The sequence below is a fragment of the Rahnella bonaserana genome, from assembly GCF_019049675.1.
Classification (GTDB): domain Bacteria; phylum Pseudomonadota; class Gammaproteobacteria; order Enterobacterales; family Enterobacteriaceae; genus Rahnella; species Rahnella bonaserana.
This window is the reverse complement of sequence record NZ_JAFMOW010000066.1, coordinates 271,358-297,008: the sequence shown is the minus strand read 5'-3', so window position 1 is coordinate 297,008 and position 25,651 is coordinate 271,358. Positions and strand designations below refer to the sequence as shown.

The 25,651-nt window shown below is 55.7% G+C and carries 27 protein-coding genes; 17 read left to right on the top strand and 10 right to left on the bottom strand.

All coding sequences use genetic code 11. The annotated features are described in order from the left end of the window. Positions 1-48 precede the first annotated feature (48 nt). Complete coding sequence (locus J1778_RS18925) at positions 49-249, top strand: DNA polymerase III subunit theta (RefSeq protein ID WP_217174466.1); 201 nt, start codon at positions 49-51, stop codon at positions 247-249. 10 nt (positions 250-259) lie between these two features. Here J1778_RS18925 and J1778_RS18920 read toward each other — a convergent pair whose 3' ends face one another. Continuing rightward, entirely contained in the window at positions 260-1,141 is an 882-nt protein-coding gene (locus J1778_RS18920; protein WP_217174465.1) for a LysR substrate-binding domain-containing protein, read from the bottom strand. Between the two features lie 105 nt (positions 1,142-1,246). Here J1778_RS18920 and J1778_RS18915 point away from each other — a divergent pair, with 105 nt between their 5' ends. From J1778_RS18915 to J1778_RS18905, 3 genes are read left to right on the top strand one after another with little or no spacing between them, the layout of a single operon-like run. Then, positions 1,247-1,570: a carboxymuconolactone decarboxylase family protein gene (locus tag J1778_RS18915; protein WP_217174464.1), complete on the top strand. Its 324-nt coding sequence runs from the start codon at positions 1,247-1,249 to the stop codon at positions 1,568-1,570. Between the two features lie 29 nt (positions 1,571-1,599). Next, complete coding sequence (locus J1778_RS18910) at positions 1,600-2,007, top strand: tautomerase family protein (protein ID WP_217174463.1); 408 nt, start codon at positions 1,600-1,602, stop codon at positions 2,005-2,007. Then, positions 2,004-2,549 (top strand): DUF4865 family protein, encoded by a 546-nt coding sequence (locus J1778_RS18905; RefSeq protein WP_217174462.1) that lies wholly within the window; start codon positions 2,004-2,006, stop codon positions 2,547-2,549. The genes J1778_RS18910 and J1778_RS18905 overlap by 4 nt, the downstream gene beginning before the upstream one ends. Before the next feature lies 1 nt (position 2,550). On the opposite strand, the gene flhA is transcribed toward J1778_RS18905, so the two are convergent. The 6 genes from flhA to hypA all read right to left on the bottom strand — a co-directional run bounded on the left by flhA (position 2,551) and on the right by hypA (position 8,343). Continuing rightward, positions 2,551-4,635 (bottom strand): formate hydrogenlyase transcriptional activator FlhA, encoded by a 2,085-nt coding sequence (gene flhA, locus J1778_RS18900; protein WP_420804092.1) that lies wholly within the window; start codon positions 4,633-4,635, stop codon positions 2,551-2,553. A 104-nt stretch (positions 4,636-4,739) separates the two neighbouring features. Beyond that, positions 4,740-5,762, bottom strand: coding sequence for a hydrogenase expression/formation protein HypE (gene hypE, locus J1778_RS18895; protein WP_217174460.1), 1,023 nt, complete (start codon positions 5,760-5,762; stop codon positions 4,740-4,742). Then, a complete protein-coding gene (gene hypD, locus J1778_RS18890) occupies positions 5,755-6,912 on the bottom strand; it encodes a hydrogenase formation protein HypD (protein WP_217174459.1) in 1,158 nt (385 codons plus the stop codon). The genes hypE and hypD overlap by 8 nt, the downstream gene beginning before the upstream one ends. Continuing rightward, a complete protein-coding gene (gene hypC, locus J1778_RS18885) occupies positions 6,912-7,190 on the bottom strand; it encodes a HypC/HybG/HupF family hydrogenase formation chaperone (protein ID WP_217174458.1) in 279 nt (92 codons plus the stop codon). The genes hypD and hypC overlap by 1 nt, the downstream gene beginning before the upstream one ends. Then, positions 7,181-7,969, bottom strand: a complete 789-nt coding sequence (hypB, locus tag J1778_RS18880) for a hydrogenase nickel incorporation protein HypB (RefSeq protein WP_217174457.1) — start codon at positions 7,967-7,969, stop codon at positions 7,181-7,183. The genes hypC and hypB overlap by 10 nt, the downstream gene beginning before the upstream one ends. A gap of 29 nt (positions 7,970-7,998) precedes the next feature. Further along, complete coding sequence (hypA, locus tag J1778_RS18875; protein WP_217174456.1) at positions 7,999-8,343, bottom strand: hydrogenase maturation nickel metallochaperone HypA; 345 nt, start codon at positions 8,341-8,343, stop codon at positions 7,999-8,001. Between the two features lie 328 nt (positions 8,344-8,671). Here hypA and hycA point away from each other — a divergent pair, with 328 nt between their 5' ends. From hycA to J1778_RS18810, 13 genes are all read left to right on the top strand, one after another. Continuing rightward, positions 8,672-9,142, top strand: coding sequence for a formate hydrogenlyase regulator HycA (gene hycA / locus J1778_RS18870; RefSeq protein ID WP_217174455.1), 471 nt, complete (start codon positions 8,672-8,674; stop codon positions 9,140-9,142). A gap of 170 nt (positions 9,143-9,312) precedes the next feature. Further along, positions 9,313-9,921 (top strand): 4Fe-4S dicluster domain-containing protein, encoded by a 609-nt coding sequence (locus J1778_RS18865; protein ID WP_113877065.1) that lies wholly within the window; start codon positions 9,313-9,315, stop codon positions 9,919-9,921. Next, complete coding sequence (locus J1778_RS18860) at positions 9,921-11,825, top strand: proton-conducting transporter transmembrane domain-containing protein (protein ID WP_217174454.1); 1,905 nt, start codon at positions 9,921-9,923, stop codon at positions 11,823-11,825. The genes J1778_RS18865 and J1778_RS18860 overlap by 1 nt, the downstream gene beginning before the upstream one ends. 10 nt (positions 11,826-11,835) lie before the next feature. Further along, on the top strand, positions 11,836-12,789 hold the full coding sequence (locus J1778_RS18855; RefSeq protein WP_217174453.1) for a respiratory chain complex I subunit 1 family protein: 954 nt from the start codon (positions 11,836-11,838) through the stop codon (positions 12,787-12,789). A 44-nt stretch (positions 12,790-12,833) separates the two neighbouring features. After that, the gene (locus J1778_RS18850; protein WP_217174452.1) at positions 12,834-14,558 is read left to right on the top strand and encodes a hydrogenase large subunit; all 1,725 of its coding nucleotides are present in this window, start codon (positions 12,834-12,836) and stop codon (positions 14,556-14,558) included. Between the two features lie 15 nt (positions 14,559-14,573). Beyond that, positions 14,574-15,128, top strand: a complete 555-nt coding sequence (locus J1778_RS18845) for a formate hydrogenlyase complex iron-sulfur subunit (RefSeq protein WP_217174451.1) — start codon at positions 14,574-14,576, stop codon at positions 15,126-15,128. Beyond that, positions 15,128-15,925, top strand: a complete 798-nt coding sequence (locus J1778_RS18840; RefSeq protein ID WP_217174450.1) for an NADH-quinone oxidoreductase subunit B family protein — start codon at positions 15,128-15,130, stop codon at positions 15,923-15,925. The genes J1778_RS18845 and J1778_RS18840 overlap by 1 nt, the downstream gene beginning before the upstream one ends. Continuing rightward, entirely contained in the window at positions 15,925-16,404 is a 480-nt protein-coding gene (locus tag J1778_RS18835; RefSeq protein ID WP_238484813.1) for a formate hydrogenlyase maturation HycH family protein, read from the top strand. The genes J1778_RS18840 and J1778_RS18835 overlap by 1 nt, the downstream gene beginning before the upstream one ends. Beyond that, on the top strand, positions 16,397-16,879 hold the full coding sequence (gene hycI, locus J1778_RS18830; RefSeq protein WP_238484792.1) for a hydrogenase maturation peptidase HycI: 483 nt from the start codon (positions 16,397-16,399) through the stop codon (positions 16,877-16,879). Before J1778_RS18835 ends, hycI begins: the two co-directional genes overlap by 8 nt. A gap of 310 nt (positions 16,880-17,189) precedes the next feature. Then, entirely contained in the window at positions 17,190-17,735 is a 546-nt protein-coding gene (gene hydN, locus J1778_RS18825) for an electron transport protein HydN (protein WP_217174449.1), read from the top strand. Between the two features lie 23 nt (positions 17,736-17,758). Beyond that, positions 17,759-19,930 (top strand): formate dehydrogenase subunit alpha, encoded by a 2,172-nt coding sequence (gene fdhF, locus J1778_RS18820; protein WP_217174448.1) that lies wholly within the window; start codon positions 17,759-17,761, stop codon positions 19,928-19,930. A 169-nt stretch (positions 19,931-20,099) separates the two neighbouring features. Continuing rightward, positions 20,100-22,430 carry a carbamoyltransferase HypF gene (gene hypF / locus J1778_RS18815; protein ID WP_217174447.1) on the top strand — a complete coding sequence of 777 codons (2,331 nt, stop codon included), beginning with the start codon at positions 20,100-20,102 and terminating at the stop codon, positions 22,428-22,430. After that, positions 22,423-23,448: a HoxN/HupN/NixA family nickel/cobalt transporter gene (locus J1778_RS18810; protein ID WP_217174446.1), complete on the top strand. Its 1,026-nt coding sequence runs from the start codon at positions 22,423-22,425 to the stop codon at positions 23,446-23,448. Before hypF ends, J1778_RS18810 begins: the two co-directional genes overlap by 8 nt. A gap of 11 nt (positions 23,449-23,459) precedes the next feature. On the opposite strand, the gene csgC is transcribed toward J1778_RS18810, so the two are convergent. The 3 genes from csgC to J1778_RS18795 all read right to left on the bottom strand — a co-directional run bounded on the left by csgC (position 23,460) and on the right by J1778_RS18795 (position 25,179). After that, positions 23,460-23,789 carry a curli assembly chaperone CsgC gene (csgC, locus tag J1778_RS18805; RefSeq protein WP_113876975.1) on the bottom strand — a complete coding sequence of 110 codons (330 nt, stop codon included), beginning with the start codon at positions 23,787-23,789 and terminating at the stop codon, positions 23,460-23,462. Between the two features lie 89 nt (positions 23,790-23,878). Further along, entirely contained in the window at positions 23,879-24,355 is a 477-nt protein-coding gene (gene csgA, locus J1778_RS18800) for a curli major subunit CsgA (protein WP_217174445.1), read from the bottom strand. Between the two features lie 179 nt (positions 24,356-24,534). Then, the gene (locus tag J1778_RS18795) at positions 24,535-25,179 is read right to left on the bottom strand and encodes a curlin (protein WP_238484791.1); all 645 of its coding nucleotides are present in this window, start codon (positions 25,177-25,179) and stop codon (positions 24,535-24,537) included. Positions 25,180-25,651: the final 472 nt, after the last annotated feature.

Sequence of the window (25,651 nt, the reverse complement as noted above, 5' to 3'; positions counted from 1 at the left end):
TTTTGCGGGCTGAGAATGCTAAACTCCGTAGAATTAAAAGGAGACGCTATGAACAACAATCTCGAAGGGCTGAGTAAAGAAGAAATGGACAAAGTCAGTGCCGGGCTGGCCGCCGGGACAGTCGCGGTGCGTGAGCGCAATAATCTGCCGGTCAATGCAGACGAAGTGGAAATGGAGCAACCGGCGCATCTGCGGGCCTATTTCCGCGAGCGTCTGGCACATTATCGCCAGCAACCCGCAAAGAAGTAACTGCCTGGATTTAACCGCGTACCGCAAAGAATTCGCTTATCGCCTGAATCAGATACCCTGCCGCCTCACCGGGTGGCGTCTGACTCTGATGCAGGCTGATCCCCACCTCACCCGGTTCGGGTAAATCATTCAAAATTCTGACCGTCGGCGGCATGCCGAAATCGGTGCGCACCGTAACGCCTAATCCCGCCGACATCGCGGCCCAGATCCCGCTCAGGCTGCGGCTGGTAAACGCGATACGCCAGGGAATACCCGCTTTATCCAGCGCCGATGTCGCGGCATTTCTCATCAGACACGGCGCTTCAAAAACCAGCAACGGCACAGGCTCGCCGGGTTCCTGATAATGTTTCAGATCGAAATTCTCAGGACCTATCCAGCGCATCGGTACACGCCCGAGCGACCGGCTCGACGGAAAGAGCAGCGCGTCATCCGTCTGCCAGCACACCGCCAGATCAAACTCGTTATGGCGGATCCCATCGAGTAATTGCTGGTTGCGGGTAATGCTGGCAGAGACTTGCACCTGCGGATGTGTGCGGGTAAATGTGCCGAGGAGCGCCGGTAACAGGGCCTCGCCGAAATCTTCCTGCATGCCCAGATTCAGACTGCCGCTCAGGGCGCTGGCGAGCATGATGGCGCTGGCTTCATCGTTGAGACTGAGGATCCGCCGCGCATAGCCCAGCATCACTTCCCCGCGTTCTGTCAGGATCAGGTGCCGCCCTGATTTCTTTACCAGCTCCGTACCGGCCTGCTGCTCCAGCTTTTTCAGCTGTGCGCTGACCGCAGAGGTCGAGCGCCCCAGCCGGTCGGCAGCCAGTACAAAACTCCCCAGCTCAATACCGGTAACAAAACTGCGCAACGCTTCTGCATCAAAAGTCATCGGTCTTTTCGCCATGCCTGATCGTCCTGTTTTTACGGATTAATAATGCTGATATTTTCGATATTAAGGACAATCATAACGCCTTATGCTCCTTTTCACACCCGGAAAAAGGAGTCATATATGAGCACAACGCCCTCCCAAACGCAGACACTGGACGCGATGTCGCGCCTGACGCCGAAATTTGCAGAACTGACAGAACAGGTACTGTTTGGCGATATGTGGAAAAGAGACCAACTGTCCCCGCGTGACCGCAGCCTGATCACCGTTGCCGCACTGATTGCCCTGAACCGCAGCGAGCAGTTGCCCTTTCATCTGAGTCTGGCGGTGAAAAACGGCGTCACACACGCTGAGCTTTCAGAGGTGATCACCCATCTGGCGTTTTATGCCGGCTGGCCCGCCGCTGCATCTGCCCTGATACGCTTCACCGCGCTTAATGATCAGTAACCCGCGCCCCGTAACCGGAGGAACAACCGATGCCTTTTAGCCGAATTTCTTTACCTGCACACCGCGCAGATAGCTGGCAGGACGCCATTTCAGCCATATTGCAGGACACGCTGGTTGATCATTTTTCTGTGCCCAAAGATGACTGTTTTCAGCTGTTCGAACCGGCCAGCCGCCGCCAGCGGGTGATCAATCCGACTTATCTGGCCGGGGAAAATCATCACCGCTCAGAGGATTTTTTGCTGTTTCACATCACCGCAGGCAAACCGCGTAACAGTTACCAGAAGCAGGAACTGTTCCGTCATCTGGCTGAAAAACTGCACGTTGCGCTGGGGATTTCTCCCGCTGATGTGATGGTGGTGGTGAGCTTTACCCAACCGGAAGACTGGTCGTTCAGTCATGGTGAGATGTTCAACATTCCACAAGGCGTGTTTTTATGATTGCCATGCAATATACCTTTACGCTGCCTGCCGATTACGACATGGGCATTATCGAAAAGCGCATTGCTGATAACGGCCATCTGATGGATGGCTTTGCCGGGCTTATCTTCAAAACTTATCTTTATGCCCGCCGCGACTGCTCGCAAACCGGCAGCGCAGAAAATCTGTACGCGCCGTTTTACCTGTGGCATGACGTGCAAAGTATGAACCGCTTTATTTCAGGTGCCGGTTTTCAAGGCGTCGCCAGAGCCTTCGGCTGGCCGCAGGTCCGGGTTTATCCTGTGCTGACAGCGCACGTCAGCGCAGACATTGCGGCAGCCGTTTTCGCTAAAAGAGAGATTACTGACATTGCACCTTTCAGTGACCTTGCGCCACTTAATCAGCAAACGGTGAGTGACACCCTTATCGAGGTGATCGCCATGGACACGACAAACTGGAAGAAAATACATTTTACTGCGGGAAGAAACCCGCTGGACGGTGACGGGCAGCATTACCGCATCGGCCATATTTCCTTGTCCGGTGCGGTAACGAAGACGAATTAAATCAATGCGCGGTAATCCCCAGTTTTTTCATCCGCGATAACAACGTGGTGCGTTTTAATCCCAGCCGCTGTGCCGCGCCACGGGGTCCGGCGACCACACCGTTGGTTTCTTTCAGCACCTGCAGAATGCGTTCCCGCTCGTCGTCTTCACACAGCTGCGGGGCGGGCGCGCTTTCGCGGACAGGAGAGGCGACCACGGGTGCCATCGGTAACGGATAATTCAGCTCGGGAAGTTGCAAATCCAGCACCGTTCCGCGCGTCAGCAATACCGCCCGCTCAATGACATTTTCCAGCTCGCGCACGTTGCCCGGCCAGGGCATACGGCTCAGCAGTCGCAGGGTTTCGGCGGGAATACTGTCGATGGTGCGCTTCATGCGTTTGGCGATTTTATAGGTGAGGAATTTCACCAGCTGCGGAATATCTTCCGGACGCTCACGCAGCGGTGGAATGACTATCGGGAACACGTTCAGCCGGTAATACAAGTCACTGCGAAATTCTTTGTCGGCCACCATCTGGCGCAGGTCGCGGTTAGTCGCCGCAATCATCCGCACATCCACTGAAATCAGTTTATTGCCGCCGACGCGCTCAAACTCCTGTTCCTGCAAAATACGCAGCAACTTGGGTTGCAGTTCAATCGGGATTTCACCCACTTCATCGAGGAATAACGTGCCTTTGTCCGCCAGTTCGAAACGCCCCATGCGCTGCGCCGTAGCGCCGGTGAAAGAGCCTTTTTCATGACCGAAGAGATCGCTTTCCATCAGGCCAGCCGGCATCGCTGCACAGTTCATTTTCACCATGCGCTGCTCACGGCGATCGCCCAGATTATGAATAGCGCGGGCGATCAGTTCCTTGCCGGTGCCGGTTTCACCGAGTATCAGTACCGAGCAGTCGCTTTTCGCCACAATCTCGACCTGCTTCAGCACCGCAGACATGGAAGGACTGCGCCCGACAATGTCGCTGAAATCCGGGTTATTGCTGTTGATCTGCTCGGTAAGATACAGGTTTTCGTGCTGCAGTTTTTCCTTCAGGCTTTTGATTTCCTGATAAGCCAGCGCGTTATCTACCGCAATCGCAATACGTTCGGCAATTTGCTGTAAAACATGCAAATTCGCAGTATTGAAATTATCCGGCTGACACTGCGCCAGTTTCAGCACCCCCAGCGTTTTATGACCAAAACGTAACGGCAGGATGCACAGAGTTTTGGTCTGATCACGCCACAGCAGCTGGAACAGCGTGCTCTCATCGCTCTCACATTCTTCCGAAGGCCGTACATTGGTCAGCAGCATTTCACCGCTTTTCATCACCTGCTGCTCAAGGGAACCGCTCAGGGTCATGCGCGACTGTTCGCGTTCCGCAACGTGAGTTTGAACATAATGCGTGGCGTAAACACTGGCCTGTTCGCTGTCTTTGTCCGCATCGCACAGCACAATGCTGATGGCATTGATGTGGAAAAAATGATGGATAGTTTTGGCAATTTCACCGGTCAGCTCATCAAGATCCAGCTTTGAGAGAACCGCGTTAGTGATATCCACCAGAATGCGGAAATCGTCGCGCTCGTGGCGCAGCTGAGACTGCTGAAACAGCGCATTTTCACGCAGCTGGATTTGTTCAACCGCAATGGCAGCCAGCATACAAAGTTCATACAAACCGTTTTTGTCTTCTTCGCTGAACGGTGTTGCATTCTGGCGGATAAACTCACAGCCCCCCAGCAAACCGGAAGAAGCCAGCAAAGGCACCAGACAATATCCGGTGAACGGCGGATACAGATTCAGTGCGCTTAATTGCGGATAACGCAGATGCAAAGCATCGCTGCGCCAGACCTGAGTTTTCGGGTTATTCAGCAGGGCATGCACCGGACCGGTCGCCAGCAGCGTTTCATCTTCATAGCTGACCGGCTGATGATGGGGATCGATACCATAAAAACTGACCCGCTCGCTGTTACTGTCGAACAACACCAGCGTCACGGCGTCCGCAATACCGGCACTCTGCACCACCTGCGTGAGCGTTTCCAGCAGCGATGTCATCGTCTGTTGCAGCAGCAGTGTGCGCGTCAGTTCCAGCAATCCTTTATGTTTGGTCGTGCTCATTGTTGCACTCTGCATAGCGTTAACTCTGGCTTTTGATTCAAAGCGTTTTGAAGTAACCATAAAGAAAGTTTACGCCTTCATGGCGGCGCGCTCCCCTGACGAGATCAACAAATGCGGGGTAATGGCTCCGCATGAGGCAACATTAACTGGCGTGAAACCCCCAGCGCACCGCGCAGACACACCTGCCGATTTTCTGTTACTTCACCTATCGTCGCGGCATCGGCACCCAGCGGGTGGCTGCGCAATATTTTCAGCACCGCGTTTTCTTCCTGCGCCGACACCACCACCACCAGTTTTCCCTCGTTGGCGAAATTGAGCGGCTCCAGCCCGAGCAGTTCGCAAATTCCGCGTACCGCCGGTTTCACCGGAATAGCCGTTTCGTCGATGCAAATCCCGAACCCGCTGGCGGCGCTGAATTCATGAAGGATCGCATTCACCCCGCCCCGCGTGGCGTCGCGCAACGCACGTACACCCGAAAGTGCGCGTAGCGGAGCGATCATCGGCGCCAGCACGGCACAGTCGCTTTCCACCTCCAGCGTCATTCCCAACTGTTCGCGAAGATTAAGGATCGTGGCACCGTGATCGCCCAGCGTGCCGCTGACGATCACTTTGTCTCCGGCCTGAATGTGGCTGGCAGCCCAGTGAACATCCCCTGAGATCACGCCGATCCCCGCCGTATTAATAAAAATCTTGTCCGCCGCGCCGCGCTGCACCACTTTAGTATCGCCGGTGACAATGGCAATTCCCGCCTCACGTGCGGTCTGCGCCATCGCATTCACGATCTTGTGCAAGTCTTCCAGCGGCAGGCCTTCTTCGAGAATAAATCCGCAGGAAAGATATGCCGGTGTTGCACCACTGACGGCCAGATCATTCGCGGTTCCGCACACCGCCAGCTTGCCGATGTTACCGCCGGGGAAAAACACCGGATCGATGACATAGCTGTCGGTGGTAAACGCCAGCCGGTCGCCCTGCGCACTCAGGCTGGCAATGGATAATCGCGCCGCATCTTCGCGCTCGCTGAGCCACGGGTTATCGAAAGCGCTGAGGAACAGCCGTTCGATCATCTGCTGCATCGCCCGCCCGCCGCTGCCGTGCGCCATGGTGACGACTTCTTTATGCTCACTCATCCTGTCCCACACCTTCTGTTGTTCTTTCTTGTGCTGCGCTTTCCTGATGCCGGTACTGATACCACGCGGCACAGGCGCCTTCGGATGACACCATCAGCGCACCGAACGCGTTGTGCGGCGTACAACCGGTACCAAACAGCGGGCATTCATGCGGCTTGCAACGGCCGGTAAGCACCTCGCCACAACGGGAACGCGGATCATCCGCCACCGGCTGCGCCTGCGGTCGAAAGCGAATCTCCGCATCAAACGTTGCGTAAGCCCGGCTCAGGGAAATACCGGATTCTTCGATAACCCCCAGCCCGCGCCATTCGCTGCTACCGGAAAGCCGGAACACCTCGCGTATCGCTTCCTGTGCCAGCAGATTACCCTCTTGCGGCACGACACGCCGGTACTGGTTCTCTGTTTTACACGATGCCTCGCAAACTTGTTCCACCAGCATCAGTACGCTTTGCAGCATATCCAGCGGCTCGAAACCGCTGATCACCAGCGGCTTACCGAATTCTTCATTGATGAAATGATACGGCGCCGTGCCGGTCACCATGCTGACATGACCGGGTGCCAGAAAGGCGTCGATGCGAACATCGTCCTGTTGCAGGAGGCTGCGCAACGTGGGCATCAGGCTGATGTGCTGGCAGAAGACGGTGAAATTATTCAGGCCTTCCCGCCGCGCCTGTTGCAGCGTGACCGCGGTCACCGGCAGCGTGGTTTCAAAACCGAGCGCAAAAAACACGACCTGTGACTGCGGATTTTCACGTGCCAGCTTCAGCGCATCCAGCGGGGAATAAACCACCCGCACGTCCGCGCCGCGCTCGCGTGCCTGCAACAGCGAACCCTGTTTTCCCGGCACGCGCAACGCATCGCCAAAAGTGCAAAAAATCACGCCGTCATGCGCCGCGATTTCACAGCAGGCATCAATACGCCCCATTGGCAGCACGCACACCGGACACCCCGGACCGTGGATAAACTCCAGTTGCGGGGGCAGCAGTTTATCCAGTCCGAACTTGAAAATGGCATGGGTATGACCGCCGCACACTTCCATTATTTGCATCGGCTTCTCTGCGCTGTAAGGCAGATGTGCCGCCCGCTGATGCAGGCGCTGGATTAATGTCTTCGCCAGTTTCGGATCCCGAAACTCATCAACAAAACGCATTATCTTGATTCTCCTGCACCCAAAAATAATGCGACGTCGGCTTCCACTTCTTCCATCGCATGCAGCGCGGCCAGAGTATCCAGCGCTTCCTGCTCATCAAGCCTGCTCAGGGCAAAACCGACGTGGATTAATACCCAGCAGCCGATCAGCGCGTCGCGTTCACCCTCACACACCAGCGCGATATTGACCTCGCGGCGCAATCCGCATACCTGTGCCCAGGCGTGATCGGGCTGAGTTTCATGCAACGCGACAATTTGTCCCGGAATGCCTATGCACATCGTTGCTGCTCCAGCCAGAGCAGCCACTGATCCATGCCTTCGCCCGTGGTAGCGGAAAGCTGAATCACTTCAATCTGTGGATTCACCTGACGTGCATTGGCGATACAGGTCTCAACGTCAAAACTGACGTAAGGCAGCAAATCGATTTTGTTGAGGATCATCAGGCGGGAAGCGGCAAACATATGCGGATATTTCAGCGGTTTGTCTTCGCCTTCGGTCACGGAAAGCACCGCGACTTTGTGCAGTTCGCCGAGATCAAAACTGGCAGGACACACCAGATTGCCGACATTTTCGATAAATAACAGACTGTTGTTGTTTGGCGATAAATGATGCAGCGCATCGTGAACCATTTGCGCGTCCAGATGACAGCCTTTACCGGTATTAACCTGAATGGCCGGAACGCCGGTGGCGCGGATCCGGTCGGCGTCGTTGGTGGTTTGCTGATCGCCTTCAATTACCGCGCAGTCGAAATAGGGTGCCAGCCGGGTCAGGGTGCTGGTCAGTAAGGTGGTTTTTCCGGAACCGGGACTGGACACCAGATTCAACGCCAGAATCCCCGCCTCAGCAAAGTGCTCGCGGTTGTGGGCGGCAATATGATTGTTCTTCGCCAGCACATCCATTTCGATATCCACCAGACGACGCGCTGCAAACGGCAGACCGTGGGAATGGGAATGATCGTGATGATGATCGTGTGAAGGGTCATGAGAATGATGAGCGTGTTCGCTAATGACGCCTTCAATACGAAGTTCGCCGCTGGCACAACCACAGGTACTGCACATAGCTTTCTCCCCGGGCAAACAAACGCCCGTTATTCGATTTCGATACGTTTAATTTTCATGCCGTCACCGGCAATCACCCGCAAATCGCGTCCGCCACACTGCGGGCAAATCAGCACGTTTGGGCTGATCAGCGCGATATCCTGCTGACAGGTGCGGCACCAGCTTTCTGCTGCCGGTGTGTCCAGATGCAATTGACATCCCTGCGCCAGCGTTTCGCGACACGCCAGCTCAAAACAAAACTGCACAGCCTCCGGCTCGACGCAGGAAAACGCGCCGATTTCCATCCACACCGCCGTAATTTTTTGCGCATTATGTTGCCGTCCGAACTGCTGCATTATTTCCACGGCATTCTGGCATAACGTTATTTCGTGCATTATTTCCCCTCCCTCAGGAGAACAATTAAGAGAGTTTGCAATATTAGTGCCAGAAATTTCGACACCTGGCTTTTATGCAAAAAATCGCTCATTTAATGATGTGGAGAAATAAACGGTCGCCGCCCGTCATAATTGTCGAAATAAGGTGTCATCGACATGTCATTTATTTCCTCCTCTGACACATAACGAAAGCCGAAACTTATCCAACCCGTTAATTCAAAAGCATTTATCAGAATAAATCAGAAACTGGCACGCTTTATGCCAACAGAGAGTTATGCGTCGTATTTTCGTCGTCACCCGACATATCAATTAACAACGGATAATGAACATGAGCACTCTCAGCGAACTGACCACTAAAGCCGACTACATCGCCAGCAAAAACAGCCAGATGAAATCACAGTGGCATACCTATCAGAACAGCCTGATCCAGGCCGTCACCACATCAAATAAAAAGATAAATCATGAGTTTAACTGCGGGGAAGAACAGGATATCCGCTTTGTGCTGTTCAATCATTTTGTTGTGAGCATCCATCAGGGCGATGACTTTTACAGTCAGGACATCCTCTACAGCCTGAACATGGCGCAAGGCCAGGAGGAAGCGGATTTCAGAGCCTTCGCACAGGCCAGATTAAGCGAGGATGGCCGCGTGGATGGCACGGTGGATATCCATGATAAGAACGCCGTGCTGGAACATTATCTGAATAAAATCTCCGCTATTTATCAGTGCCTGTTTGATTCCCTGCACAGTAATCAGCCGGTTCATCCGCAATTAGAAAAATTACTCCGCCACGCCGGATAAAAACCCCAAAACATTATTTTACGGTCAGGTGGGAATTATCTTTTCACCCACAATATTGACCGGTATTTAACGGTTCCAATGCCGACATAAATGTCGAAATGTCAATTTAAGTGCCGATTTCGTCACCTTTGACGAAATACCAAGGAGACTTCATGCGCAATATGGCCGCCATGAATCAGTATGTGATCGCGGACCCCAAACTTTGTATCGGCTGCAATACCTGCATGGCGAGTTGCTCGCAGGAGCACCAGCTTCACGGCCTGCAATCCGAGCCCCGCCTGCAGGTGATGCGCAACCGGCTCGATTCCGCGCCGGTGATGTGCCACCAGTGTGAAGACGCACCGTGCGCGCAGGTCTGTCCGGTGAACGCCATCACCCGTGAAAACGACGCCATTCATCTTAACGAGAGCCTGTGCGTGAGCTGCAAACTGTGCGGCATCGCCTGTCCGTTCGGGGCAATTACGTTTTCCGCCAGTACGCCTGTCGATATCCCGCGTGACTGCAATACCTCGAAAGCACTGCCCGCACCGCGTGCGCCACGCGCTGTCAGCCCCTTTCTCGACTGCGTACCGGGGCTTCGCGCCGTGGCGGTGAAATGCGATTTATGCAGCTTCAGCCCTGAAGGTCCGGCGTGCATTAAAACCTGTCCGACGCAGGCCATCACACTGGTTACCGCCAGCCTGTCTGAATATTCCAGCCAGCAAAAACGCCTCAATGCCATGAACGTTTTTCCCGCCGGACTGACTTCACTGAACGCCCCTGATACGGAGGCTAAATAATGACGACTTTATTTACCGGTGAACCGGCGTCGTTACTGGCGCTGGCGCTGCTGATCTGGGTGCTGAGCGGCATTGGCGGCTGGCTTCTGGCGGCCATGGCGAAAGTCAGCAGCCTGATTTCCGGTTTGGGCGGCATGGCAGCGGCGCTGTGCGTTATCGTGGCGGCGTTACAGATTTTGCAGGGCGGTGCGGCGGTTCAGACCGTACTGCCCGTGGTGCCTTTTCACGCTGAACTGACTGCGCTGAATGCCTTAATCCTGCTGGCGATGTCCGTCACCGCGGCCATCTGCAGCCTGTACGCCTGTGCGTGGCTGGCAAATGTCAGAGCCCCTAAGCGCGCCCGCACCGGTCTGATGTGCAATCTGCTGATGGCCGCACTGACAGCGGCGGCGATGTCGGCCAGCGCAGTGGAACTGATCCTGATGATGGAAATGGCTGCGCTGTGCGCCTATTTCATGATTGTTCAGGCCGACGATGTGAAAAGCCGCCGTGCCGGTCTGAATCAGTTTTTATCCGGCCGCCTCGGCACACTGTGTCTGATCCTGGCCTTCGCCCTGCTGCATCACGCCAGCGGCAGTCTGGATTTTGACGTATTGCGCCACACGACGTTCACGCCAGTCATTAAATCGGTGGCCTTCCTGCTGGCGCTGGCCGGTTTCGGACTGTACGCCGGGATTATCCCGCTGCACGCCTGGGTACCGCAGTCACATTCAAGCGCGCCCGCTCACGCCGCTGCCCTGTTTTCTTCTGCGCTGATGAAAATCGGCATTATCGGCATTGTAAAAGTCGGTCTGGATCTGCTGGGCGCACCGCCACTCTGGTGGGGCCTGATGGTATTGCTTCTGGCGATCCTGACCGCATTTATCGGCGGGTTGTATGCCCTGATGGAGCACGATATCCGCCGTCTGCTGGCCTATCACACGCTGGAAAACGTCGGGATTATATTGCTCGGCGTCGGCGGCGCAATGACCGGCGTGGCGCTCAATCTGCCGGTGCTGGCTTCCCTTGCGCTGCTGGCGGGTCTGTTCCATCTGTTCAACCACGGGCTGTTTAAAACGGCGCTGTTCCTCGGTGCCGGGGAAATTGAAATGCAGACCGGCATAAAGGATATGGAAAAACTCGGCGGCATTGCCCGTCTTATGCCGTGGACAGCCGCTGCAATGCTGATCGCATTAATGTCGATGGCCGCGCTGCCGCCGCTAAACGGTTTCGCCAGTGAATGGCTGCTGTATCAGTCCCTGTTCCAGTTGAGCGCCAGCCACGTCTTTATCGCCCGCCTGATGGGGCCGCTGCTGGCGGTCGGTCTGGCACTGACCGGCGCGCTGGCGCTGATGTGTATTGCCAAAGTTTTTGGCGTCACATTCCTTGGCACACCGCGCAGTCAGGCGGCGGCAGAAGCCACGCCGGCACCCTGCGCCATGACCCTCAGCACGGTATTGCTGGCGTTGCTGTGCGTGATTTCCGGCGTGGCTTCACCCTGGATTATTCCGCAGTTCTCCGCCGTCGCCGCCTCCGTACTGAACACCCCCGTTTTACTGGCTGCACAGCAGGGCATGGCGTTCTCGCCGACGTCTGCGGTATCAGCGCCGATGGTGGCTATTTTGCTGCTGGCGATGCCGTTAGTGCCGTGGCTTATTGCCGTGGCTCTGCGTGGTGCGCGGCTGCCAAACCGTTCACGGGGCGACGCCTGGGCCTGTGGTTACGCGCACTCCGCCGACATGGTGGTGACGGCGACCGGTTTCGCCCAGCCGCTGCGCGTGATGTTTGCCCCGCTTTACCGTCTGCGCAGCCATGCGACACCGGCGTCACTGGTTTCAGCCCTGCACCGTGGCTGGCTGGGGGCGTTCTGCCGTCGTCTGGCGTTCATCGAACTGGCCGTATTACTGATCGTGGCTTTTGCCTGAGGAACTGACTATGAACTTTCCTTCCCTGCTGGCCGGTTCGCTGTGGCCGCTGGCGCTGATTCAGGCGGCGGCGTTGCTGGCTGTCGCTCCGTTATTTGCCGGGTTCAGCCGCGTGATGCGTGCGCGGATGCACAACCGGCGCGGGCCCGGTGTATTACAGGAATACCGTGATATCGCCAAATTACTCGGGCGACAGAGCGTCGCGCCTGCGGCGGCAGGCATGGCGTTTCGCAGTATGCCGTATCTGCTGACCGGCGGTTTGCTGGTGATCGCCACCGCCCTGCCGGTGGTGACGCTGACGTCGCCAGCGGGCGCAGCGGGTGATCTGATCACGGTTATCTATCTGTTTGCGGTGGTGCGCTTTGTGTTTGCCATCGCCGGACTCGATACCGGCAGCACCTTCACCGGCATCGGTGCCAGCCGCGAAGCGGTACTCGGCGTTCTGGTTGAGCCCATTCTGCTGCTCGGCCTGTGGGTGGCGGCGCTGGTCGCCGGTTCCACGTCACTCGGCGCGATTGCAGCGCGGGTGTTGCACTGGCCGGTTTCATCTTCCTTAACCCTGATTCTGGCCGGTCTGGCCTGTGCGTTCGCCACCTATATCGAAATGGGCAAGCTGCCGTTTGATATGGCCGAAGCCGAGCAGGAGTTACAGGAAGGCCCGCTGACCGAGTATTCCGGTGCGGCGTTAGGCGTGCTGAAAATGGGCATCAGCCTGAAACAGCTGGTGGTGTTGCAATTGTTTCTCGGCCTGTTCTTTCCGTTTGGACTGGCAGATCACCTGACACCGCTGACGCTGCTGACCGCCGTGATCGTCTGTCTGCTGAAACTGCTGATCGCGGTATTTGTGGTCGCGCTTATCGAGAACAGCGTCGCCCGTCTGCGCTTTCTTAAAACCTCCCGCACCACCTGGGCGGGGTTCGGTCTGGCGTTTCTGGCGCTGGTTTCCTGGCTGGTCGCAGGCTGACCTGACATTTTTCTTATCCCGCCACGGCGGGAAGAGGCTTTGCAATGAGTGAGTTGAACACCGCATTAAATCAAAACCCGGTCGGCAAAGAGTATCTGGCTGCGCTGGCGAAGCAATTCCCCTCGGCGATTCTGGGCAGCGAATGGCAGACCGACACGCAGGCGACCGTCACTATCAGGCTGAACTGGCTGCCGGAAGTGGTCGAATGGCTGTACTACCAGCAAGGCGGCTGGCTTTCCGTACTGTTCGGTAACGACGAACGCACGCTGTGCGGCAACTACGCGCTGTATTACGTGCTGTCGATGGAAAAAGGCGTGAAGTGCTGGATTACCGTGCGCGCCGAGGTGGATCCGATTTCACTGGAATTTCCTTCCGTGACACCGCGCGTACCGGCGGCGGTCTGGGGCGAACGTGAAGTGCGTGATATGTACGGTTTGCGTCCGGTCGGGCTGCCGGACGAACGCCGTCTGGTGCTGCCGGATGACTGGCCGGACGATTTGTATCCGCTGCGCAAAGACGCCATGGATTACCGTCAGCGCCCTGCACCCACCACGGATGAAGAAACCTATCCGTTTATTTCTGAGGCCAAAGAAGGCAGCAAAATCGTGCCGATTGGTCCGCTGCACGTCACTTCTGACGAACCCGGACACTTTCGTCTGTTTGTCGATGGCGAAGACATTATCGACGCGGATTACCGCTTGTTCTATGTGCATCGCGGCATGGAAAAACTGGCCGAAACCCGCATGGGTTACAACGAAGTGACGTTCCTGTCTGACCGCGTCTGCGGCATTTGCGGGTTTACCCACAGCGTGGCGTATACCTCGTCGGTCGAAAACGCGATGGGGATTGTGGTACCGGAACGCGCCCAGATGATCCGCTCCATTTTGCTGGAAGTAGAACGCCTGCACAGCCATCTGCTGAACCTCGGGCTGGCCTGTCACTTTGTCGGATTTGACTCTGGTTTTATGCAGTTTTTCCGCATCCGTGAGCAGTCGATGAAGATGGCGGAAATCCTGACCGGTGCGCGTAAAACCTACGGAATGAACCTGATCGGCGGCATCCGTCGCGACATCTTAAAAGACGACATGATTGCCACGATTGCGCTGGCGGGCGGCATGCGCCGTGACCTGAATGAGCTGGTGGATATTCTGCTGAGTACCGCCAATACCGAACAACGCAGCATGGGCGTTGGCATTCTGGATCCGCAGGTGGCGCGCGATTTCAGCAACGTCGGCCCTATGGTGCGCGGCAGCGGTCACCGCCGCGATATGCGACAGGATCACCCTTACGCCGGTTACGCCAAACTGCCGTTTGAACTGTACAGCGAAACCGGCAACGACGTTTATTCCCGCCTGAAAGTGCGCATTCACGAAGTCTTTAACTCCCTGAATATGATCGAGTTTGGCCTGCAAAGCCTGCCTGGTGGTCCGCTGGCGGTAGAAGGCTTTACCTATATTCCTCACCGTTTTGCCCTCGGTTTTGCCGAAGCGCCACGCGGTGACGACATTCACTGGAGCATGACCGGCGACAATCAGAAGCTGTTCCGCTGGCGCTGCCGTGCGGCGACCTATGCCAACTGGCCGACGCTGCGCTACATGCTGCGTGGCAATACCGTCTCCGATGCACCGCTGATTATCGGCAGCCTCGACCCTTGCTATTCCTGCACCGACCGCATGACGGTGGTCGATGTACGCAAGAGAACGTCCATCGTCGTGCCCTACAAAGAGATCGAACGTTACGGCATCGAACGCAAAAATTCGCCGCTTTAAGGAGCCGCTCAAATCATGCTGAAACTGATTAAAAAAGTGCTCAAAACCGGCACCGCGACGGTGGGTTATCCCTTCGAGCCGCTGGATTTAGCCCCCAATTTTCGTGGTAAGCCGCAATACACCGCGCAGCAGTGCATCGCCTGCGGCGCCTGCGCCAATGCCTGCCCTTCCAACGCGCTGACTATGTCCACGGCAGAAGACGGTGAAACAATCCGCTGGCAATTGTTTTTAGGGCGCTGCATTTTCTGCGCCCGGTGTGAGGAAGTCTGTCCGACGACGGCGATCAAATTGTCTCAGGAGTTCGAACTGGCGGTCTGGCGCAAAGAAGACCTGTATGAAACCGCAGATTTCCCTGTCTGCCATTGCCGGGAATGCGGCAAACCTTACGCCGTCCAAAAAGAAATCGACTTTGCGCTCAGCCTGTTACAGGAAAGCGCCGCGCTGAGCGACCGTCAGATCAGCGATCGCCGCGTGCAGTATGAAACCTGTCCGACGTGCAAAAAAATGCACGGTCTCTCTTCCAGCGACCGCATTGATATAGGCCGCCATATGACTACGGAGGCCCGCTGATGAGCCATAACCCGATTGCGCCACGTGATGAGAATGGCCTGCCGGTGCCCGTTACGCTTGATGAAAGCATCGCCGCGCTGAAATCAACATTACTGAACAATATCCGCCGTTCGGCCTACGTTTATCGTGTGGACTGCGGCGGTTGTAACGGCTGCGAGATTGAGATTTTCGCCGCCATTTCGCCGCTGTTCGACGCCGAACGCTTTGGCATCAAAGTGGTTCCGTCGCCGCGCCACGCGGATATTTTACTGTTCACCGGTGCAGTCACCCGCGCCATGCGTATGCCCGCCCTGCGCGCCTGGGATTCTGCGCCGGATCCGAAAATCTGTATTTCCTACGGTGCCTGCGGTAACAGCGGCGGCATTTTCCATGACCTGTATTGCGTCTGGGGCGGCACTGACAAAATCGTGCCAGTTGACGTTTATATCCCCGGCTGCCCGCCGACACCGGCGGCCACCATTTACGGGTTCGCGATGGCACTGGGTTTGCTGGATCAAAAAATCAAAGGCCAGCAACACGACGAAGCTGCCGCAGAACCGGCCGCTTTATTGCATCCGGAATTGCCGCAGCCGCTGCGCGTACTGCTGGATCGCGAAGCGCGGCGCATGGCAGGTTACCGCTATGGTCGCCAGATAGCCGATCAGTTTATGGAACTCGTCGCTGCGCCCGGTTTACAGCCGGTGGAACAGCGCGTTTCGGCATATCTGGCGGAACAGGGTGACCTGCGCCTGAGCGAAATCGTCGGCAATCTGCAACACATTTATCAGCAGGTGCTGCGCGGCGAGGTGCGTCTGTGATGACTTCCGTCAACGACCAGCGCTACGCGCGCCATCAGCCTTATACCGGTCATACGCCTGACAAAAACAAAGTCATTTTCTATTCGCTGAGCAGCAAGTTTGTCGATGAGAAAAGCGCACAGAAACGCAGTTCGCAGAAAGCGCAGGAGGTGATTTATTACAGCCTGGCTATCGGTCACCACCTCGGGGTGATCGACTGTCTGCAGTCACGGCTCGAATGCCCGCTCGACGGTTATCTGCAATGGATAAATTGCCTGCCGGAACACAGTGAAGCACGCCGCAAACTGGCAGGAGTCCAGCGTTTTGGCGAGATCAATATCGACAGCAGCCACACGCATTTGCTGGCACTGGCGCTGCGCGATGCACGACCGCAGATGAATGCCGGGCAGCAAGGCTGGAGCGATCAGCTTATCGCCCTGCTCACGCAAATTGAACACGACCCCGCCATGTACCTGATGGTCAGGAGATACGATGCCTGATCCGACTTCCCGCTACGCACTGTTGTGCGTGGGCAACAGCATGATGGGTGACGACGGCGCCGGTCCGCGTCTGGCTGAACTGTGCGCGGAAAAACCGCTGCCCGGCTGGACGGTGGTGGACGGCGGTGCCGCCCCGGAAAACGACATCGGCTTTTTACGAGAGCTGCGTCCACAGCATCTGGTAATTGCCGACGCGACCGACATGGGGCTGTCCCCCGGCGAAATGCGCATTATCGCCGAAAAAGACATCGCCGACATGTTCATGATGACCACCCACAATCTGCCGCTGACCTTTCTGATGCAGCAACTGCGCGAGGATATCCCGCAGATCACGTTTGTCGGCATTCAGCCCGACGTTGTCGCGTTTTATTACCCGATGAGCGCCGCCGTGGAACAGGCGGTCAGCCGTCTGCATCAGCTGTTACCGCGACTGGAAACCGGTCTGGGGATCGCCCCTTTTACTCTGTCGACATAACTGTCGATACGGTGACGACGTCAGACATGACGTCAGGGATAAATTTCGTCAGCGGCGCATCAGATAAATATAAGTTGCTGAATTTAATTATTAAAAATTAAAAACAGGAACTGGCACGCTTTATGTATAGAAGTAGATGAAAACCTTTTACCACCTCAATTGAAAGCACACTGAAATCCCCTAAGGCCTGGCATTGCAGGAAGGCGGCAAGCGAAGGAGTTCCGATGAGCTGACATGAGTCAGGATTCGGGCGAGTGAACACAGCCAACGCACCTGCGATGTCAAGGACGACGGGGATTTGGAGAGAAAAATGAACCGGTTCATTATCGCCGACCCTAAAAAATGCATCGGCTGCCGTACCTGTGAAATTGCCTGCGTGATGGCGCACAGCGATTCACAGGATATCTCGCTGCTCAATGCCGCGACGTTCGCGCCACGTTTACATGTGATCAAAGGCGTCAATCTCAGCACCGCCGTCATGTGTCGTCAGTGCGAAGACGCCCCCTGCGCCAATGTCTGCCCGAACGGCGCGATTGCGCGCACCGGCGACCACGTTCAGGTGATGCAGGAACGCTGCATCGGCTGCAAAACCTGCGTCGTCGCCTGCCCGTATGGCGCGATGGAAGTGGTCACCAAACCGATTTTCCGCCAGAACGGCGCGGCGATGGTCGCGACCTCTGATAAAGCCGAAGCGCATAAATGCGACCTGTGCTATTTGCGCAGCGAAGGCCCGGCTTGCATGGAAATCTGCCCGACCAAAGCGCTCTATGCCATCGACCGCAACCAGTTACAGGAAATGAACGCAGAAAAACGCCGCCGCGCTGCGCTCGACAGCACTTCACCCCTGCTGTTTTAACCCCGGATAGAGGAAGTCATTCAATGAACAAAGTTACTACTGTCTGCCCATATTGCGGCGCCGGATGCAAAATGAATCTGGTGGTGGATAACGGAAAAATCATTCGCGCCGAAGCCGCGAACGGCGTGACCAATCAGGGCGAACTGTGCCTGAAAGGCTATTACGGCTGGGATTTTCTCAATGACACCAAACTGCTGACACCGCGGCTGACACAGCCGATGATCCGCCGTCAGAAAGGCGGAAAATTTGAAGCGGTGAGCTGGGACGAAGCCATCCGTTACACCGCGCAGCGTCTGAAAGAAATCAAACAAAAACATGGCCCGCGCGCCATCATGACCACCGGTTCTTCCCGTGGTACCGGCAATGAAACCAACTACGTGATGCAGAAATTTGCCCGTGCAGTTATCGGCACTAACAACGTCGACTGCTGCGCCCGCGTGTGTCACGGTCCGTCCGTCGCCGGTTTACAGGCCACGCTCGGCAACGGCGCGATGAGTAATTCCATCGGCGATATCGAGAACTCAAAATGTCTGCTGGTGATCGGCTATAACTGCGCCGATTCCCATCCGATCGTCGCCCGTCGCGTCATCAAAGCCAAAGAAAAAGGTGCGCAGATTATCGTCTGCGATCCGCGCCGCATCGAAACAGCGCGTATTGCCGATCAGCATCTGCAAATCAAAAACGGCTGCAACATGGCACTGGTGAATGCTTTCGCTCATGTGCTGATCGAAGAAAATCTGTATGACCACGACTATGTCGCCAAGTACACCGAAGGCTTCGAGGAGTACCGCAAAAACGTAGCGGATTACTCGCCGGAAGCCGTTGAAGAACAGACCGGCGTTTCTGCGCAACAAATCCGTCAGGCTATGCGCACCTATGCCGCTGCGCCTTCTGCCACCATCATGTGGGGCATGGGTGTCACCCAGTTTGGTCAGGCCGTGGACGTGGTCAAAGGGCTGGCGGGTCTGGCCTTGCTGACCGGTAATCTCGGACGCGCCAACGTCGGCGTCGGTCCGGTGCGTGGTCAGAATAACGTGCAGGGTGCGTGCGATATGGGCGTGTTACCCAATGAATTCCCCGGTTATCAGTCGGTCACCGATCCCAAAGTCCGCGCGAAGTTCGCGGATGCCTGGGGTATCGACGTCAATCAGATGGACGCCGAAGTCGGCCTGCGCATTACTGAAATCCCGCATCTGGCGATTGAGGGCAAGGTCAAAGCCTATTACATCATGGGCGAAGATCCGTTGCAGACCGAAGCCGATTTAGGGCTGGTACGCAAAGGGTTTGAGGCGCTTGAATTCGTCGTAGTACAGGACATCTTCATGACCAAAACCGCTGAACAGGCGGATGTCATTTTACCGGCCACCTCATGGGGTGAGCACGGCGGTGTGTTCTCCTGCGCGGATCGCGGTTTCCAGCGTTTCGAGAAAGCCATCGAGCCGAAATATAACGTCAAACGCGACTGGGACATCATCAGCCTGCTGGCGACGGAGATGGGTTATCCGATGCATTATCAGGATAACCAGGAAATTTGGGACGAAATGCGCAGCCTGTGCCCACTGTTCTACGGCGCAACCTACGAAAAAATGGGCGAACTCGGACACGTTCAGTGGCCTTGCACCACGCTGGAAAGTCCGGGGACACAGTTCCTTTACGCCGATAATCACTTCGATACGCCGACCGGTAAAGGCCAGCTGTTTGCCGCCCCGTGGCGTGCGCCTGCCGAAGTGCCGGATGGCGATTATCCGCTGGTACTGTGTACCGTGCGCGAAGTCGGTCACTACTCCTGCCGCTCGATGACCGGCAACTGTGCTGCGTTGCAAACACTGGCCGATGAACCCGGTTTCGTACAGATGAATCCGGCGGATGCCCAGTCACTGGGTATCCGTGACCAGCAACTGGTCTGGGTGGCATCACGCCGCGGCAAAGTCATTTCACGCGCAAACTACAACGAGCGTATCAACAACGGTGCCGTGTACATGACCTACCAGTGGTGGATCGGTGCCTGTAATGAACTGACGCAGGACAATCTCGATCCGATTTCCAAAACACCGGAAACCAAATACTGCGCCGTAAAAGTTGAACAGATCGCCGATCAGCGCTGGGCCGAAAACTACGCCCAGCAAACCTACAGCGACATGAAAGCGCGCCTGCGCAGTGCCGTCGAAGATGTGATCCCGGTGGTTGAGGTTTAGTTTTTAATTTGGTTTTTGGGTAAAAATCACCATTGATACCCAAAATAATTCGAGTCTCAGAAAGGCGGCAAACGAGTGAATCCCGATGAGCTGACACTGGTCAGTGATTCGGGTTCGCGAGTGCAGCCAACGAATCTGCGGCTCGAAGTATGAAGGGTATGAGGTATTTATGTCTGATTCCGGTCTGCTCATTCGCATCTGCGGCAAAGTCCAGGGCGTCGGTTTTCGGCCTTTTGTCTGGCAGCTGGCCGATCGTCTGCGGCTTTACGGCGAAGTCTGCAATGACAGCGCCGGTGTCGAAATCAGGCTGCTTGCACCGGTTAACATCGAAACCTTTATCGGTCAGTTACAACGCGATTGCCCGCCGCTGGCGCGCATCGACAGCATCAGTGTCGCCCCTTTCGACTGGCAAATACCTCCGAAAGATTTCACCATCACGCCAAGTCGTCAAAGTCAGATGGACACGCAGGTGGCGCCCGATGCGGCGACCTGCCCGGAATGCCTGAAAGACATCACCCGCGCAGGCGATCGTCGTCACGGCTATGCCTTTACCAACTGCACCCATTGCGGCCCGCGATTTACGCTGATCCGCGCAATGCCCTACGATCGCCCTTCCACCAGCATGGCGCAGTTTGCGCTGTGTCCGGCTTGCCAGCAGGAATATACCAATCCTGCTGACCGGCGTTTTCACGCCCAGCCGGTAGCCTGTCCGCACTGCGGCCCGCAGGTGAGTGCCACATTTCAGGATGGCAAAATACAGGCGCAGGATCAGGCCGCGCTGGCACACGCCGTTGCCGCATTGCAGGCGGGGAAAATCGTCGCCATCAAAGGGCTGGGCGGCTTTCATCTGGCCTGTGATGCCACGCAGCAAGACGCGGTCATGCGGCTGCGTGCGCGAAAACATCGGCCGTCAAAACCGCTGGCAGTGATGCTTCCCGATGTCAGCTGGCTGGCGCGATGCAGCGACGACAGTCCGCAGTTTGCGCTGTGTGAACTGCTTAAATCCCCCGCCGCGCCGGTTGTGCTGACGACGAAAAGTGCGGCGTCACCGCTGTGTGAAGCCATCGCGCAGGAGCTTAATGAAGTCGGCCTGATGTTGCCGTTCACACCCTTACATCATTTGCTGATGCAGGCGGTTCAGACGCCGCTGGTGATGACCTCCGGCAATGCCAGCGATTGTGCGCCCGTGCTGAGCAATAACGATGCACTGACGCAGCTCGGCGATATTGCAGATCTGTGGTTGCTGCACAACCGCGATATCGTTCAGCGGGCCGATGATTCGCTGGTGCGGCTGACCGCACAGGGAACAGAGGTGTTGCGTCGTGCGCGCGGTTACGTGCCTGATGCGCTGCCGCTGCCGCCGGGTTTCGCTTTTCAGCCACCGTTGCTGGCACTGGGCGGCGACCTGAAAAATACGTTTTGTCTGGTGCGCGGCCATCAGGCCATTCTCAGCGCACATTTCGGCTCGCTGCCGCACAGCGATATCGCGAAGCAACAGCAGCAGGCGATTGAACATTTTCAGCAACTTTATGATTGCACACCGGTGGCTGTCGCCCGCGATGCGCATCCGGGATATGTCAGTCACCATCAGGCTGAGCGCCACGCAGTGCGGACAGTCGATGTCTTTCATCATCACGCGCATATCGCCGCCTGTCTGGCGGAACATCACTGGCCGCTGGATGGCACCAGGGTGATTGGTCTGGCGCTGGACGGCCTCGGTTATGGCGAAAAAGACCGTCTGTGGGGCGGCGAATGTTTGCTGGCCGGTTATCTGCATTGCGACCATTTGGGCGGATTACCGGCTGTCGCCCTGCCGGGGGGTGACCGTGCCGCCCGCGAGCCATGGCGTAATTTACTGGCGCACTGGCAGGCGTTCGTGCCGGACTGGCAGACGCGTCCGCAAGCGCAATCACTGCTTTCACAACCCTGGCAGCCGCTGTCAAAAGCGATTGCTGCCGGAATCAATTCTCCGCTGGCGTCTTCCTGCGGACGTTTATTTGATGCCGTCGCCGCCGCGCTTGGCTGTGCGCCGCCGCATCTGAGCTGGGAAGGTGAAGCCGCCAGCCGGCTGGAAGCGCTGGCACATCAGGCACACGGCATTTCACATCCCGTCACAATGCCGCTGCGGCATACCGAAAACGGGACGTTTCTGGATCTTGCGACGTTCTGGCACCAATGGCTCGACTGGCAGGCACTGCCCGCCGCACGGGCTTTCGCTTTTCATGACGCACTCGCTCAGGGCTTCGCTGCCCTCGCCCGTTATCACGCGGTCAGGACCGGCATCCGCACCGTCGCAACCGGCGGAGGCGTGCTGCATAACCGTCTGCTGCGCCAGCTTTTACATCGTTATTTAGCGCCCCTGAATGTGCTGATGCCACAAAATATTCCCGCCGGTGATGGCGGTCTGGCGCTGGGTCAGGCCCTCATTGCCTGCGCGCGTCTGCAACATGCTTCTGCTTCAAATTCTTCTGGTTTTAAAAATAAGGATCTCCATGATTAACCGTCAATTTTTCTCTTCGAACCGTCGCGCTTTCTGGCTGCTGGCCGGACTGGTGGCCGTGAATTTGCTTGCCTGGGGATGGGCAGTGGCGGTGTTTCGTCACAATGCGGCACTGATCGCCGCGTCGTTACTGGCCTACAGCTACGGGCTGCGGCACGCGGTAGATGCCGACCATATTGCGGCTATCGATAACGTGACCCGCAAGCTGATGCAACAGGGCCAGCGGCCGGTCGCCGTCGGGGCATTTTTCTCGCTCGGACATTCCAGCATTGTGGTGCTGGCCTGCGTGGCGATTGCCGCCACGTCGCTGGTCTTCGGCAATAAAATCGGCTGGCTGCATGATTACGGCAGCACCATCGGTACGCTGGTTTCAGCACTGTTTTTACTGCTGATGGCGCTGCTGAATGCGTTGATCCTGCGGGACGTTTACCGACGTTTTCAGCAAGTGAAACAGGGAAAAAACTTTGCCGCTAAAGAAGAAATGCAGGCGGTACAAGGCGGGGTGATGAGCCGGATCTTCAGCTTCGCCTTTAATCTGGTGAATAAAAGCTGGCAGATGTATCTGGTGGGATTTTTGTTCGGACTGGGGTTTGATACCGCGACTGAAATCGGCCTGCTGGGTATTTCTGCCGCAGGTGCGTCTTCCGGCATGTCAGTGTGGAGCATTCTGGTATTTCCGGCACTGTTTGCCAGCGGCATGGCGCTGGTCGATTCACTGGATAACTTTGTCATGGTCGGAGCCTACGGCTGGGCGTTTGATAAACCCGTACGCAAGCTCTATTACAACATGACCATTACCGCCACCAGCGTGGTGATCGCCCTGTTTATCGGCGGTCTGGAAGCACTCGGACTGCTGGCAGACAAACTCGATTTGCACGGCGGATTATGGGCAATTGTCGAACGTCTTAATGACAATATGGGCAGCGTCGGCTACGCCGCCGTGGCGATTTTCCTGGTGTTCTGGGGCATCTCTGCGCTCAATTACCGCCGTAAAGGCTATGACAATCTGGCGATATGATCCTCTTAAAATCAGGCGTCGTTCGGCAAGGTGATCTGTTTTTCCAGACGCAGCGATCCACCGTCCGTCACCGTGATCATAATTTGGGTTTTACTGCCCGGCTGAACGGAGAAACGCATACGGCCCAGCGGTTGTGGCTGGTTAGCGGTCAGATTGACATTGCTGCTCTGGCGGCTGGTGCTGCTGCCGGACACGCCTTCCTGTGAAACGGAAACCGCCACCTGACAGGCGCAGGCTTTAGTGAGACTGACCATCGGGGTAATGACATAGGTCTGCGCGTCGTTGTGGGTGTCGAACCACAGCTGGTTGGACATCACGGCGGCAATCAGGAGCAAATGCATGGCGTTTATCCTCAGAGTTCATTCGAAAAAAAACAGGGCTAGTGCCCTGTTTTGCTGTGATCCTCCCCTTCGCAGGAGAGGGAGCGTTATCAGTTTTGTGACGCGTACGCCAGGTTAGCTGTACCGACCTGAGTAATGCTGGTCAGAGAGCCATTGGCGCTTTGTGACGCCTGAGCGTAGTTGCCTGAACCATTCTGGGAGACAAGCACTTTACTGCCGTTTGCGCTCTGCGCCACGTTAGCACCGTTGTAATCCCCTTTCTGCACTACGCTGATCAGGCTGCCATCACCGGTCTGATTGGTGCTGGAGCTGTTTCTGTAGCCATCCTGGTTTACCGCTGTCAGCGATTTTTGAGCGCCAGTCTGAGTGGCATTCGCCAGGTTTGAGGTACCTTGCTGGTAAATCTGAATTTCAGAATTCCACTGAGTCGCAGTGAATGTCGGCACTGTGGATGGAGGGGTTGACGGATTACCGCCGCCACCGCCGCCGCCATGATTTGAACCGGTTGCAAACGCACTGCCACTGACGACTAAAGCGGAGACTGCCACAATTTTCCAAAGTTTCATGATGCCTACCCCATTGGTTAAATATCGGATGTCATAAAAAACGTTTTACTCTTCATATTTTGAGTTGCAGATGCGTTAGCTGCGCTCGCTCGCACCCGTCGCTTAGTTATCTAAGCTCCAGTGCTGCCCGACCTTGCCGCCTTCCTGCACCTCGAACTATTTGAGTAAAATTTTGTGTATTAATGCTGTGTCACTCTAATCGCCATTCCTGACGAGTTTTGTACGACACCGCTGCTCTGGTTCGTACCATTCTGGCGAATTTCCGTCACACTCCGGCCTTTTTGCAGAATGTAAGCCGTATTGCCAAAATTCTGTTGCGTAATGGATGCATCCCCGCCGCCGCTTTGCGAAATATAAGCAAAGTTATCGCTGCCGCTTTGGGATATATCGGCGTTATTTCCATTACCTCGCTGATTTACCACCGCAGTATTTTCTGACCCTGACTGACGGATGACGCTGGAATTACCGTATCCCGTCTGATTATTTGCAGCCAGATTGCTATTACCATTCTGGTAAATCGTTGATGAATTCCCCGATGAATTCCTCGCACCAGCAAAAACTTGATCCGAACTATCAGAACTCATTTCTGAATAAGCCATATCAAATTGCTGAGCGTGAACGACCCAGGATGCTGAAAGTAACGCCAGGGTCAGTAAAATCTTTTTCATTTCGTCACCCTGTATATCACCGATGACTGTGTATTGGCTCACCGGGTTATTGCTGTTGACGGATTGATTATGGTGTTTGTCGGGAATAAGAAACTCACCCGCACGGAGTATTTTAATTTTCACCTTCATTAAAAAGTATGAGACGTCACTTCTCATGCGGATTGACCAGAATGTTTCAGGAATACGTCAGTGACGCTAATCAACCTCATGGCATTAATCCTAAAGTGCCAGGAAACTCGGGTGTAAATAATCACACAAATGCAACTATTCCTAATATCCCTGCGGCATAAAAAAGGACTTAAAAGAGATCGCCGCCACATTTCCAGCCCTTAACATTCCGTCTTCCACGGTATTTCTTGTACCCGCACGGTGCTTTATGCGGGGATAATCTGCTCTGAAAACGGCCTAACCTAAGTGAAATCGATTATACAGGATCCAGTTATTTGAGTTATTAAAGAGGAATCATGCGCCAGGTTGCTGTATCCCGCCGATTATTCAGACCGGTAATTATTTAAATGTGCTGTCATAACAAGGCCAAACGTTAAGAGAGTGTAAATTCATTACTTAAGATTTATTTAAGAGGCGCAGCTCATGATGATGGCAATACATTAAGAAAACTTTATACATT